General features: G+C 56.1%; 12 protein-coding genes. 6 read left to right on the forward strand and 6 right to left on the reverse strand.

Features of this window, described 5'->3' with window-relative positions; all coding sequences use genetic code 11:
- Window positions 1-101 precede the first annotated feature (101 nt).
- From W02_RS12705 to W02_RS12720, 4 genes are all read right to left on the reverse strand, one after another.
- Complete coding sequence (locus tag W02_RS12705; protein WP_173048259.1) at window positions 102-2,285, reverse strand: DUF3488 and transglutaminase-like domain-containing protein; 2,184 nt, start codon at window positions 2,283-2,285, stop codon at window positions 102-104.
- Complete coding sequence (locus W02_RS12710) at window positions 2,275-3,402, reverse strand: DUF58 domain-containing protein (protein WP_173048261.1); 1,128 nt, start codon at window positions 3,400-3,402, stop codon at window positions 2,275-2,277. Before W02_RS12710 ends, W02_RS12705 begins: the two co-directional genes overlap by 11 nt.
- Before the next feature lie 43 nt (window positions 3,403-3,445).
- The gene (locus tag W02_RS12715; RefSeq protein ID WP_173048264.1) at window positions 3,446-4,387 is read right to left on the reverse strand and encodes a MoxR family ATPase; all 942 of its coding nucleotides are present in this window, start codon (window positions 4,385-4,387) and stop codon (window positions 3,446-3,448) included.
- Between the two features lie 129 nt (window positions 4,388-4,516).
- Complete coding sequence (locus W02_RS12720) at window positions 4,517-5,833, reverse strand: hypothetical protein (RefSeq protein WP_173048266.1); 1,317 nt, start codon at window positions 5,831-5,833, stop codon at window positions 4,517-4,519.
- 134 nt (window positions 5,834-5,967) lie between these two features.
- Here W02_RS12720 and W02_RS12725 point away from each other — a divergent pair, with 134 nt between their 5' ends.
- The 4 genes from W02_RS12725 to W02_RS12740 all read left to right on the forward strand — a co-directional run bounded on the left by W02_RS12725 (window position 5,968) and on the right by W02_RS12740 (window position 8,355).
- Entirely contained in the window at window positions 5,968-6,981 is a 1,014-nt protein-coding gene (locus tag W02_RS12725; RefSeq protein WP_173048268.1) for a ChaN family lipoprotein, read from the forward strand.
- Between the two features lie 34 nt (window positions 6,982-7,015).
- The gene (locus W02_RS12730) at window positions 7,016-7,171 is read left to right on the forward strand and encodes a hypothetical protein (protein WP_173048270.1); all 156 of its coding nucleotides are present in this window, start codon (window positions 7,016-7,018) and stop codon (window positions 7,169-7,171) included.
- Between the two features lie 25 nt (window positions 7,172-7,196).
- On the forward strand, window positions 7,197-8,045 hold the full coding sequence (locus W02_RS12735) for an SWIM zinc finger domain-containing protein (protein WP_173048272.1): 849 nt from the start codon (window positions 7,197-7,199) through the stop codon (window positions 8,043-8,045).
- A gap of 127 nt (window positions 8,046-8,172) precedes the next feature.
- On the forward strand, window positions 8,173-8,355 hold the full coding sequence (locus tag W02_RS12740) for a hypothetical protein (protein WP_173048274.1): 183 nt from the start codon (window positions 8,173-8,175) through the stop codon (window positions 8,353-8,355).
- A 37-nt stretch (window positions 8,356-8,392) separates the two neighbouring features.
- Here W02_RS12740 and W02_RS12745 read toward each other — a convergent pair whose 3' ends face one another.
- The gene (locus tag W02_RS12745) at window positions 8,393-9,061 is read right to left on the reverse strand and encodes an arylesterase (protein ID WP_232068535.1); all 669 of its coding nucleotides are present in this window, start codon (window positions 9,059-9,061) and stop codon (window positions 8,393-8,395) included.
- A gap of 102 nt (window positions 9,062-9,163) precedes the next feature.
- On the opposite strand from W02_RS12745, the gene W02_RS12750 reads away from it, so the two are divergent.
- Entirely contained in the window at window positions 9,164-9,847 is a 684-nt protein-coding gene (locus tag W02_RS12750; protein WP_197742012.1) for an ABC transporter ATP-binding protein, read from the forward strand.
- Between the two features lie 6 nt (window positions 9,848-9,853).
- Window positions 9,854-12,538 (forward strand): ABC transporter permease, encoded by a 2,685-nt coding sequence (locus W02_RS12755; RefSeq protein ID WP_173048278.1) that lies wholly within the window; start codon window positions 9,854-9,856, stop codon window positions 12,536-12,538.
- Here the strand turns inward: W02_RS12755 and W02_RS12760 are convergent.
- Window positions 12,529-12,750, reverse strand: coding sequence for a hypothetical protein (locus tag W02_RS12760; protein ID WP_173048280.1), 222 nt, complete (start codon window positions 12,748-12,750; stop codon window positions 12,529-12,531). The genes W02_RS12755 and W02_RS12760 overlap by 10 nt on opposite strands.
- Window position 12,751: the final 1 nt, after the last annotated feature.

Below are 12,751 nucleotides of genomic sequence, written 5' to 3' on the forward strand. Positions count from 1 at the left end.
ACGTTGGAGGCGTCAGCCTCCTAAGACGAACGTCTCATGGCACGATCATTTGTTTCTGCCGGTAGGCTGCACTGCTGTTCAAAGCGGGCTAATGCACTGCATCACGTCGTACGAGCGAGGCGTCGTAGCGCAATGAGTTGCTCGGCGGCCCTGGCGAGTTCTTCGTGAGTGAGCGGTGTTCCACCAAAGCGTCCTCGGCAATAGAGTTCAGTGATCTGCTTCACCGGACCTCTTGCCTCCTGCCATTCATCACCGATCAACTGGAGGAACTCGGTTGATGTCGTCGCCGGATGGAGGGTCATGCCTTGACCTGCAGCGATGCTCAGCATGTTCTTGTACAGCTGCGTGATGTGTTCTTGCATGCGCGTTGCGGGATAATGACGCATCTGTCTGGCATATCTCCGATGCCAGGTGAATGCGATCAGCAGTGCAAGGCCTGCGAAGACAGAAAATCCGAGGAGCCAGTAGACCGTGCCATTGGCAATGTGAGCATGACCCAAGAGGACTGCGAGCATATGAGACCCTGTGTTTGCGAGGTTCCTGAACCAGTGGGTGACGAAGGTCCGGACGACTTCACCGCTGTCCCGCAGTCCATGGACGACCGCTATTTGATCGCGGATGTCATATCGGATGAAGACTCGGTCCCACTGTAGTTTCACGGATTCACCGAAGCGCCGGAACGTTTCCCAACCTGTCGCGGCTGGGGCGGCACTCGCGGGCGTCGGGTCCATCATGATCCATCCGGAACGAGGGAGGTAGACTTCCACCCAGGCATGGGCATCCCGTTGGCGAACGGTATAGTAGTTCCCGAAGTCGTTCCATTCGGTCGCAAGAAACCCAGTGATCAGACGAGCGGGGATTCCCAGCGTCCGAAGCATCACAACCATTGCGGTCGCATAATGCTCGCAATAGCCGGTTTTGCGCGTAAAAAGAAAATCCTCGAGCGGGCTCACTGAGGCCGATGTCTCTGTCTCCAAGCTGTACCGATAGCTGGTCAATAGATGTTGCTGAACGGCAACGGTCATTTCATACGGAGTGTGGAGGGTGGCTGTTACCTGCCGTGCCAATGCGATGACATCGTGTGAGACATTCGGCAATTGCAGGTATTGCCCACGAATAGAATCGGCATATTCTTCGCGAGAGCTCATGCGTTCGTCGGACATGATTTGGCGTTCACGAGAGGTCACGGAATATCGGATTCTGGACGCAGACGGAAAGGGCAGATGAATCCCGTTCATCCTATCGGCTTGCAAACTTCCGAAATCTCCGCTGACCAATTCGGCAAACGGAGCGGCGAACAGGACGGCTGTGTCGAGTGCTTCTAGCAAGATGTCCTGGCGGAGCTGCCGTGAAAACCGATCAGGCGGTTGGGTTCCGACCGCTCGTACGGTGAACATGCCATCGCCGATCAGCCCCAGCTGCCGACGGAATCGGCTGCCGGAACTCCATGCTCGGCCGGAATAATGTTCGTACGCTAATCCTCGGAGATAAAGGCGGTCTTTTCCCGCTGCAGGATCGTCTGGCAATCCGACCCGCATGACGATTTGAGGATCTTCCTTCACGGAACCGATCATCCCGAGATCGACGCGTTCGGAGAAGCCAGTTGTCTTGAGCCCGTCGCCTTTTGGCTGCGGGAGAAATCCGGCACTGATGCGCGGAAGAAGGAAGAAAATTGTCAGGGTCAGCACAAACGTCAGGACCGCAATTCCATTGGTCAGCCAGAAAAAGCGGCCGGTGATGACTGCCTGCACGGAAAAGGCGTTTGTCCGTCCTGAGTCGGTTCCGTCTCCCGTGGACAAGGCGTCTCGTCCGGTCAGGTGGTAGAGCAACAACGTCCAGATGGCGGTGAGAAGATAAAGAATAAAAATGGGCACATACCAAAGGTCCGCAGTCTGTGCGGCCGAAGCCAGGATGGCCATCAAGCAGAGGGCGTACAGATGCCGATAGTCGCGGCGCTGATGCAGCGAGACGACTTTGATGCACATCAAGAGCACAAGAAAATGAACGCCGGATGGCAGCAATTCCTGAGACACGACCCAGAAATCGATGACAAAGAGCGCAAACGCCAAAATCAGTAAGCCGTTCAACAGTGCTGGAGACGCTGGCACTAATTGTGGCAGGTGAGTCGCCTGAGGCCATCCAGTCGTATGAAGCAGGATCATGATCACGATAAGTGCGGTGGGGATCGCGAGTAGGACGGGGATACTTCCCGCAAGCAACAATCCGAGAAAGGCCGTTGCAGCCAACAGGATAGAACTAAGTTTCAATGCCCGTTCAAAAGGCATGAGTCAATTCCTCGATCTGAGCCCGGCGTAGTATGCGATCGATGCCGGCCATCTGCCCTTGCCATGCGGCATCAGACCAGGGCATGACGGCGATGGTGTATCCGCATTCGGCATCCACCGCCGGGTCGAACATACGAGCGGATGTATGATCCTCGGCTCGCCCTGGTTTTCGACGCGTGCACAGCGCGAGGAGACGCAGCATCGACAAGAGATGATCCGAACCGGTTCCCAGGCTGGAGTCTTGGTCGTTCACGATGAGCCGCAGGGGGTATGAGTTTCTGGACAAGTGCCAGAGAATCGAGGCGACGAGGGTGACGCTTCGTTCGAATAATCGATCCGATTCATCCGGAGCCACGGTCGATAGAACAATCGTAACTCGCAGCTGGTCTTCAGCTTCAGTTTCTCGCACCATTAACTGGGATGTACGCGCCGTTGTCATCCAGTGAATGGCGCGTGAATCATCTCCGGGCCTGTACAGTCGCAGGTTATAGAGTTGCGTTCCGTGACCACGACGCGGGAGGGAGAGGCCCTGTCCGTCACTGACGAGTTCCTCGACGAAGCGCAAAGAGAGCGGTTTGATCGGAGGGCCGACAAGAACATGCGCATCGACGCGATAGAACGCTCGTTTGAGAAATAACCCAAATGGGAAAAGAGTTTCTGCCCGAATCCCATCGATGTGAAGCCAGCCTCTGGCAGACGCAAGAAGTGGATAGGAAAGCACGATCGATCGCTGAGCCGGTAGCTGCGGAACAAACAACCCGCGTTCGAGATCCTGATTGGCCGAGACGTCGAGAATGTTGACCGAAAAGACCGGCAGATGTGCATTGCGGTTGATGACGACCACCGACATCGTTGCAGGCTCTTCGGCTATGATCAAGTCCGGCAAGTGCCTGTGGAACTCAAGGCGGCGTACACATTGCTCTGAGAGCAACCCCGAGATGATGACAAGACTCAGCATCATGGCTAGCAAAAGGTAAAACAGGTTATTCCCCGTGTTGATGGCCGCGACACCGATAGCTACGGTAAAGAGAAGAAAGCGGGTGCCTTCCGGCGTCAGCCGAATGGACCGCCTGGTTAGAAGCTGCCAGACGCGGGAAGTGATTGAACTGGGGGTCATAGGCCTGACTTATGGAGTCACAGGCTTGCCGGGTCTCGTCGGCTCAGACGGGAACGGGAATGGTGTCAAGGATGTCGGAGATGATTTGTTCCGCCTGTTCAAAGCTCTGCGCACGGAGGCCTTGGGTCCGGTTCAGCATTACGCGATGAGGGAGCACGACCGGAGCCAGTTGTTTGATATCCTCCGGAAGACAGTATGAACGCCCACGAACCAACGCCAGAGCCTTTGCCGATTTGTTGAGAGCCAATGCCCCCCTTGTGCTGACGCCCAACGAGAGTAACTCACTGTGTCTCGTGGCCTTGACGATGGCCAACAGATAGTCAGTCAGGCTCTCATCCATGTGGACATGGTTGGCTTGTTGCTGGAGTTCCAGAACACCATCCGTCGACAAGACGGCCTGTAGATTCTCGGCAGGATGAAGCGCATAGGCTCGTTCAAGGACTTGCCGCTCGTCGTCCAGAGAAGGATACCCAATCCGCAAGCGCATCAGAAACCGATCTAGCTGGGATTCCGGTAACGGAAATGTTCCGTGGTATTCGGCAGGATTTTGCGTGGCGATGACCATGAACGGTTGGTGAAGCGGATAGGTCTGATTGTCGACCGAGATCTGCGCCTCGCTCATGGCTTCCAGCAAACTGCTCTGCGTTTTTGGCGTGGTGCGATTGATCTCATCGGCCAGGACAATATTGGCGAAGATAGGGCCCGGCATGAATTCAAATGCTTGCTTCTGTCGATTGAACATCGAAACGCCGACGATGTCAGACGGCAGAAGGTCGCTCGTGAATTGAATACGTTTGAAGGAGCAGGCGAGTGACTGCGCCAGACTATGGGCCAACGTCGTTTTGCCTACCCCGGGAACGTCTTCCAACAACAGATGACCGCGGGCGAGAAGGCAGACGACCGCCATCTCGATGACAGATGCCTTTCCCTTGATGACACGGGCAATATTGTCCTGAATGGCGCGAATGGGTTGTGACGGGTTCATGGAAATGATCGGCTTGGACGGCGCGGAAATGACCGGTGCTCTGACACCGATGGAGTCTAACAAAGGGTTTCGGAACGGTCAATTTATCGGTTGATTTTCGTTCCCGACGCGGACCAACCGTCTCATCCATCAGATGTCGGGAATGAGTGTCAGCATCCAAGGCGAGGTTTCTTCGACCATGTCCCGGAATCGCCTCGCGGTGCTGCTTGCAGGCATGTCGGGAAATTCTGCGCCGCGCCGGATTTGAACCGAGTGAAAACCGAAATGGTCAGTGGAGACTCCATCGAGTCCCAGCACTCGAGGCAATTGTCGGCGAAGGGGCACATGGTCCTGGAGATTGACGGAATCATGGGCCGTCAGCTTGTTGAGCAGTTCGTAAATGTTTCCGAAGATAGGTCGAATATTGTCGAATGTAAACGGCTGGTCAACTGGTCGATAGCGGTCGTCTTCTATGAGTTGTGCCAGAATTTCCCAGAACACCTGTGTGTCAACGGCGCCCAACACACAGACCTGGCCGCGTCTGGAAAGCAACTCCAGGAGCGCGAGCGGACCGCGTATTTCGAATTTCCACGGCGGAAAGATCAGGGCGCGATCGCCGTGTAGAACTTCCAGCGCCGGTTCACCGCCATAGTCAATACGGTGGGAAGCGCCTCGGGTGCGGTTGAGATCGTGTTCGATGACCGCTGCATTGAGCCGTGCCGGTTCATAGGCGAATGTGGGTGTGGCCGGAGCCCAGCAGGCTGCGATCGAATATTGAGGAGCAAGCTTTCCGGAACGGTCCAGACGATCGAGCGCGAACATATCCTGATTGCCGAAGAACTGAAAAGACAAATCCGGTCTGGAGCGCAGCGACTCCAGACACAGGCGATCGGGATGCAGCGGACCGCCGAGCTTCGATTCGGGGTGGAGACGATCGAGGCTGTGCACGATGAGGGTCTTGCCTCGTCGGCGGATCGCGGGTGCATAGCGTTCGACCGTTTCGGTCGCGAGCGATAGGTCTCCCGCCCCGACTTCGAATAGTGAAGGAGCTTCCAAAGTGAGAAGGAGCTCGAACGGATTTGCATTCGGTTGGTGCAAAAAGTCCACGGCGTTGGCGGGGAGCGCCGTACGATGCCATGCGAAGGACGGCCGTTCGACGAGGTCGAACCAGACGCAGAGGGCGCGTACGGCTTTGGTCGGAGGAAGACCGGTCAATTCCTTCAACCGTGGACCTGGAAGATCTTGTGCCCGCTCAATATGGCCGGCTGTGAGCGCCGTGGTGATCGTGTCTCTCACTGCCGCGGGCAGTTCGACGCGCCGGACCTCCTCGATCAATCTCTTGAGCGTCACGGGAAGCTGTCCCGCCCCCACAAGGCGACGAGAGGCTTCCCATTGTTCTTCGCGTTCTTGAAGCAGCCGACTGACCTGTGAACGAAAATCTGCGAGTATGTGTGCGTGGGCGGACATGGTTGTTAAATGGATGGTATGACGAGGGGATGTACCGTTGGCGATGATGCTATTTGCAGCATAGCGACCTGACGGCTGAGGGTCAAGGCCGACGGTTGCCACAATGAAAAACGTGTGTTAGGGAAAGGAGGCGGATGCCCAGAGCTCGTGATGCACATTATCAAGTGACATTGTCCTGGCCTTGCGCCGGCTTGTTTGTTCTCTTGTTGTTTGGAGGCTGTGCGGAGTCAGTGCGTGTGACACCACCGATGTCGGATGCTCCCGGCACAGTATCTTTTCACGGAAATCAGATTATCGAGACGTCCACGCGACGAATTGTGTCTCAGAACGAGCTGATGGCGCGCGTGAATGAGCAGGACGTTGTCTATCTGGGTGAAGAACACCACAATCGGTTTCATATCGAAATCGCTCTTACGATCTTGCGGCACTTGATTGCTATGTCAAGGCGGCCGGTGCTCGCGATGGAAATGTTCGGATGGGATTCCCAGACTGCTCTCGATCAGTATGTCTCGCCCATCGGATTGCCGAAATCCGAATTATTGGACAAGCTTCGTTGGCGGCAGAATTGGGGAGGACCATTTGAGGATTACGAGGCGCTCGCGCTCTTTGCGCGTGACCAGCATCTTGCGCTTATTGCGATGAACCCACCCAAAGGATTGGTCAGGGCGGTCGCGAAACAGGGAATAGAGCAGGCCCGTCGTGACAATGAGATGATTCGATGGCACATGGATGACGAAACCGTTGTCGATGATGCGGAATATCGGTCGCGAATCCTTGGGCAGCTCCGGGCCTGTCATGATGGGGGTCCTGATGCCATGTATCAGGCTATGTACGAAGCATCGATGGTACGGGACGAAGGCATGGCCAGAACCGTGACCGAACAGGTCCAGCGCATAAGAAACGCTCATGATCGACTCGCGGGCCCGGTCGTGAGTTATACAGGCGGAGGTCATATTCAATATAATCTGCCGGTTCCCAAGCGGGTTGCCCGCCGCACAGCCGGTTCCGTACGGCAGCTCACTATTTATATGACCTCCTACGATACGACGCGTCGCAACGAAGTGCTGGAAATGATTGGCGAAAACATCGCCGATTATGTCTGGCTGACTCCGATAGGAAGCCAGGGGCCTCCCCGGCGCTGCCGTTAGGAAGATGTTGCGATGCGGACTGGAGGATCCTACAATGAACCTGTCTCATCGCCGTGAGTGGGGAAAGGATGATGAATCCTTGACACTCGAAACGAGCCACCTCAGACTGAGCCGGGATGAATCGGTTTCAGCGGTCGCGTCTGAGTTCGGGTATCCGGTCTATGCGCAACAAGATTCCTTGCTCGGCTGAACGGCTCAGTCTCCTGGATCCTCCCATGATTCAGGGAGTCGTGGATCGCAATGCATTCCATATCGGAAACCAATATCTCTCCGAGAACAGAGTTCGCATCGTCGAAGCTGATGATGCGCAAATTTCTTCTGCTGTCATCGGCAATTCCGGCCTGTATGAACAGACGATCAAGTTGAAAGATGGACACCTCGTCTCTCGGTGTAGCTGCTCTCTCCCCGAGGAGCCGATGTGCCGGCATTGCATCGCTGTCTTGCTGGAATATCACCGATGGGTCCAGCCCAGGACGAATGCGAAAAAAGCGAAGCCTCCTGCTCCAGTAGCTCCGGCTGCTCCAACCACCAATGGAGAGAGTACTCCTCCACCGTCGACAGGAGAACAAGGAATCGATGTCAGGTTGGGCGAAGTGATGGCATTCATTGAATGGCTTCAACCTGCCATGAAAGCCGTCGAAAAAGGGGCCGTCTTGCCGGATGCTTCTCGGCTCGCCGGTGATGTAAGCGTCTGGGCTCACATCATTCGAAATCTGGACCTTCGCAGACGTGAAAGTGAGGAAATTCAACTCACGCTTGAGTCTGAACGACGGGATCGTGAGGCTTTTCTGGCTAAAATGTCCGAGCAGCTCCAGGTCGCCATGGCTGAAACCAAGACGGCACAGGCCAGCAGCCAGCAGCTTCAACAAGATTTGTCTTCTTACAAGGACGTCATGGGCAAAATTTCTGATATTGCCTCAGAAATCGGCGGCTACGACAGCCAGATAAAATCCATTTCCGGTGAGTTGCTCTCCAAGGGAGCGCAATTGGACAAATTGGCGAATTCATTTAGAGAAGTGGCCGCTGCTCTCAAAGCAGCCAGCAGGACGGGATCCTCTGAATAGCGGTCAACCGTTCGTCCTCCCTTGCCGACCTGTTTCCACGATCACCTCTTGCGCCGAACCTGGCTGATTCAGTACAATGCGCACTTCTTTTAGTCATCCGATCAAGGGAGGATTCAGGATGAAGAAGATGTGTTCACAGATAAGCGCGATCGCCGGCACCGCTCTCCTGATCGGTGCGTCACAGGTGCTAGCCAACGAGCCGAAGGGTGAGGGACCGCCGGACTACAGCGGCATCAGCTGGATGTATTACACCCTGATCGGTATTGTGCTCGCATACGGCGTGTATGATTCATTTTTAAAGAAGGACTGATTTCGGTCACCGAATGACTCGATGAGGCACCGGGACCCTACTCGGTGCCTTTTTGTTTTCCTTTCTTATCCTTCCTCGCCCGATTCTGTTCGAGCACGGGCTTCAATGTTTCATATACCTTGTCTGTCACGATTCGGTAACCTTCTGCCGTGGGATGGATTCCGTCCGCTTGATTCAAGATTGATGATCCTGCAACGCGATCGAGAAAAAATGGGATCAATGCGAGGCCATATTGCTTGGCCAATGTAGGGTACATGGCCTCGAAGCCGGCCGTATATTCCGATCCGTAATTAGGAGGAAGCTTCATCCCGGCAAGGATCACTGTGACCGAGGCCTGTTGAAATCGTTCGATGATACGTTCGAGATTGGCCCTGGTTTCTTTAAGGCTCAACCCGCGCAATCCATCATTGCCTCCGAGTTCGAGAATGGCAAATTTCGGTTTGCTGTTCAGAGCCCAATCCACACGACGAAGTCCTCCCGCGGTCGTATCGCCGCTCACACCCGCATTGATGACACGGTACGATAAACCTGCTGCGTCGAGCCGACGCTGGAGCTGTGCCGGATATGCCTCTTCCGGGGCCACTCCCAGTCCTGACGTGAGACTGTCTCCGAAGGCGACGATGCGTGGCCGCTCGTGAGCCGGATTGGTGAGCGTTTCCGCCGAGGCGGACGGCCACGACGATTCGCCGGTCAGATGCGACGCCATGGCTATTGTGACCGCAGGTACTAGGATCCTGAAATAATCCAAGGCCTTCATAGAATTCAGTATAATAACAATCCAAAACGAATTTCTGCAGGAGGTACCAGAGTGATCAGTATCGCTCATCTCTCGATGCGGCTGACCGCTGCCGGCCGCACGATCACAATCTTGGACGATATCTGTCTGGAGGTCCCGGAAAAGCAAACGGTGGCGGTCGTGGGGGCTTCCGGAAGTGGAAAATCGACCTTGCTCGGACTGATTGCCGGATTGGATCGTCCCTCAAGCGGATCGATCCGCCTCAACGGCATGGAGATCACCAACATGTCCGAAGGATTGCTGGCGAAATTCCGCCGCAACCATATCGGTTATATTTTTCAATCGTTTCATCTCATTCCCACATTGACGGCATTGGAAAACGTGTTGGTGCCGCTCGAACTGTCCGGTATCACCTCAGCCGGCGAACGGGGGGTGGAATTGATGGGCGCCGTGGGGCTGAGCCATCGATTGCATCACTACCCAGTGCAATTGTCGGGCGGCGAGCAGCAACGCGTGGCGGTTGCGAGAGCTTTTGCCTGTCGTCCCTCGATTCTCTTGGCAGATGAACCGACGGGGAATCTGGATTCCCACACAGGGTATCAGGTGCTCGACCTACTTCTCTCCCTCCATCGTGATTACGGGTCCACGTTGGTCCTGGTGACGCACGACCGTTCCCTGGCTTCTTCGATGCAACGGGTCGTCACCTTGCGCGACGGGCGTGTCGAATCGGATGAGTACAAGCCAGAAGCGGGTTGATAAGCCATGACATTCCTTTCTCGTTTCGTCCGGCACATGGCCTGGAGAGAAACCCGCGGAGCGTGGCGTCATTTTTCGTACTTCTTTATCTGTATCGCAGTCGGTGTCGGTGCCGTCGTTGCCGTTTCGTTGTTCGCTGCTCATGTCGACCGAGCGATCAGCAGGGAGGCTCGTGGATTGCTTGGCGGAGACATGGAAATCCGGTCCTCCCGCGCCCTCTCGACCGAGGGACGACGGGTACTGGAGGATGTTGGCCGTCGCGGGATCGTCATCTCGCATGCAAGCGAATTGGTGGCTATGGCGGCTCGTGAGGATCGCTCATCCTCTACGGCCAAAGCGAGTGGTCAGCTGACCCAGATCATTGAATTGAAGGCCGTGGAGCCTGCCTATCCCCTGTATGGCACCCTACGACTTGAGCCCCATGAGCCATTGACCGGGCTGTTGTATCCAGGAGTCGGAATGTGTGCTCAGCCCTGTCACGGAGCGGTGGCACAAGAGGCGCTCTTCCTCCGCCTGGGACTCCAGCTTGGAGACAAGATCAAGATCGGACAAGCGGTCTTTATCTTGGCCGGTATGGTTCGAACCGAGCCGGACCGGTCGGCTAACGCCTTTAGCCTGGGGCCGCGCGTGATCGTGTCACAAGAAGGTTTGCGGGCAGCAGATTTGGTCAAGCCCGGCAGCAGGGTGCGAGAACGGTATCTTCTCAAGACTCCTCCTGCGATACCGCTCGACCCGTTGCGCAGCGAACTGAGGGGACGGCTCGTATCGGAAAAGGTTCACATCTCTGGATATCGAGATGCCCAGCCACAACTCAAGCAGTTTCTCGACCAGCTCTCACGGTATCTGGGCCTCATTGGCCTCACCGCTCTTTTCATCGGAGGCATGGGTGTGGCGATGTCGATTCACGCCTTCCTGCGGGAGAAGCTCAAGACCATCGCCATTCTCAAGAGCGTCGGCGCGGAGTCCTCGACGATTATCGGCATGTATGTGGTGCAGTCGCTCGCACTCGGGGCCATTGGAAGTCTCACTGGCATGGCAGCCGGAGTGCTCATCCAGAGAGTGCTGCCCCCGCTGCTGACCGATGTGTTCGCCACGGAGATTCTGCAGCAACTAGGTATGTCCGCTGACTTGTCCGTCGTGTCGATCGGGCCGTTGATCAAAGGGGCCATGCTCGGACTCCTTGCCACATTGTTATTCACGATGTGGCCGTTACTCGCGATCAGGGAGATAAGGCCGGGATCGATTTTCCGCCGCGAAGTGGGAGTGACTGACGGTTATGCCGATACAACGCCCCTGTCTTGGAGGACCAGATGGGGGCTGAATGACGCGCCAAAAGTCATCACCATGGTCGCCTTGCTGACGGGTCTCGCCGGTCTGTCAATGTGGCAGGCTGGAAACTGGAAAGTCGGTGGATTATTTTTTGGCGGACTGGGGGCTGGCGTCAGTGTGTTGTTGGTTGCCGCAACGTCCGCGGTCGGATGGCTCAGGAGGCTTCCGCGGCCGGGGGCACTGACACTGCGCTATGCGTTCGGCAACGTGATACGCCCCGGCAGCCAGTCCATCGGGATTATGATTGCCATCGGCGTCAGCGTGACGATCATCGTGACCGTGTCACTTGTCGAACGGGCACTTCTCAGGCAGGTCGGGGAAACGCGTCCAGTGGACGCCCCCACGTTTTTCTTCATCGACATTCAGCCGGATCAGCGGGAGCATTTTGCAGCGCTGATCCGCGATCAGACAGGTGGGCGGCTTCCTGAATTGACCCCGCTTGTGCGCTCCCGACTCCATGCCGTTGATGGCCGGATCGTCAAAATTGAAGACGATCATGAGCCGGAGGAAAGGAGGGATGAAGACAAGGAAGAACGCCGAAAACAGTGGTACCTCTCGCGTGAATATGTCCTTACGTATATGGACGAACTTCCGAAGGGGAACGAAATTGTGCATGGACGCTGGTGGACGTCGGACCGGTCGCCCACCACACCGACTGTCTCGGTTGAAGAGGAAGCGGCGAAGGCGTTGGGAGTGACCATCGGCTCTACGCTCGAATTCGACATACAAGGAACAACGGTTGCCGCGCAGGTGTCCAGTGTTCGAAAGGTCGACTGGGGAAACTTCTCCACGAATTTCTATATGATCTTTTCACCGGGATTGCTGGAGGGAGCCCCGCATACATATGTTGGAACGATCCACGTGCCTTCCTCACAGGAGCTCCCGATTCAACAGGCGGTCGTGGCCGCGTTTCCTAACGTGAGCGCGATCCATGTGGGCGACGTCCTGGAAAATTTCGGTCGTGTGTTGGACCGGCTGGCACTCGCCATCCGGGCAGTGGCCTTGTTCTGTCTGATCGCAGGGGGAGCCGTCATGGCTTCTGCCCTTGCCGCCACAAGATATCAACGCCTCTATGAATCCGTCATTCTCAAGTCGCTCGGCGCGACGCGGGCGATGATTGCCCGAACCTTTGCCCTGGAATATATGATGATCGGAATGATGGGGGGGGCCATGGCGGTGGGGTTGGCGAGCGCGCTGTCATGGCTCGTCTTGACCTATCTGTTCGAACTGTCATGGTCGTTCCACCCTGCCGTGCTGCTGAGTGGCCTTGGCCTCACGATTCTCGTGACGCTTCTGATCGGGTCCATCAGTACGTATCGCATCCTGGGACAGAGACCACTCGCCATTCTGCGTCACGAGTGAGAGGGATCGGCGGGATGCCAGGAACCGGAACCGGTTGCCTGATGAAGTGTCAGCGCATACCTCGGACCGAGGATGACGCCATTCGACAGACGGGTGTCGGCTGAGTCCAATTTGATACGGACGCCCTGGGTTCGAAGTCCGGCAACCGACTGTCTTCTGGCTCTTGCCTGGTCACGTGCCGGATACATGGTCAGTGCGGTGAATTTCACCATC

This window comes from Nitrospira sp. KM1 (assembly GCF_011405515.1).
GTDB lineage: Bacteria > Nitrospirota > Nitrospiria > Nitrospirales > Nitrospiraceae > Nitrospira_C.

Bases quoted from the DNA above. Each gene is read 5' to 3' on its own strand.
- W02_RS12755 (WP_173048278.1), top strand. From the start codon at position 9,854: ATGACATTCCTTTCTCGTTTCGTCCGGCACATGGCCTGGAGAGAAACC.
- W02_RS12725 (WP_173048268.1), top strand. From the start codon at position 5,968: ATGCCCAGAGCTCGTGATGCACATTATCAAGTGACATTGTCCTGGCCT.
- W02_RS12705 (WP_173048259.1), bottom strand. From the start codon at position 2,285: ATGCCTTTTGAACGGGCATTGAAACTTAGTTCTATCCTGTTGGCTGCA.
- W02_RS12745 (WP_232068535.1), bottom strand. From the start codon at position 9,061: ATGGCGTCGCATCTGACCGGCGAATCGTCGTGGCCGTCCGCCTCGGCG.
- W02_RS12740 (WP_173048274.1), top strand. From the start codon at position 8,173: ATGTGTTCACAGATAAGCGCGATCGCCGGCACCGCTCTCCTGATCGGT.
- W02_RS12715 (WP_173048264.1), bottom strand. From the start codon at position 4,387: ATGAACCCGTCACAACCCATTCGCGCCATTCAGGACAATATTGCCCGT.
- W02_RS12730 (WP_173048270.1), top strand. From the start codon at position 7,016: ATGAACCTGTCTCATCGCCGTGAGTGGGGAAAGGATGATGAATCCTTG.
- W02_RS12760 (WP_173048280.1), bottom strand. From the start codon at position 12,750: ATGGTGAAATTCACCGCACTGACCATGTATCCGGCACGTGACCAGGCA.
- W02_RS12720 (WP_173048266.1), bottom strand. From the start codon at position 5,833: ATGTCCGCCCACGCACACATACTCGCAGATTTTCGTTCACAGGTCAGT.
- W02_RS12710 (WP_173048261.1), bottom strand. From the start codon at position 3,402: ATGACCCCCAGTTCAATCACTTCCCGCGTCTGGCAGCTTCTAACCAGG.
- W02_RS12735 (WP_173048272.1), top strand. From the start codon at position 7,197: ATGATTCAGGGAGTCGTGGATCGCAATGCATTCCATATCGGAAACCAA.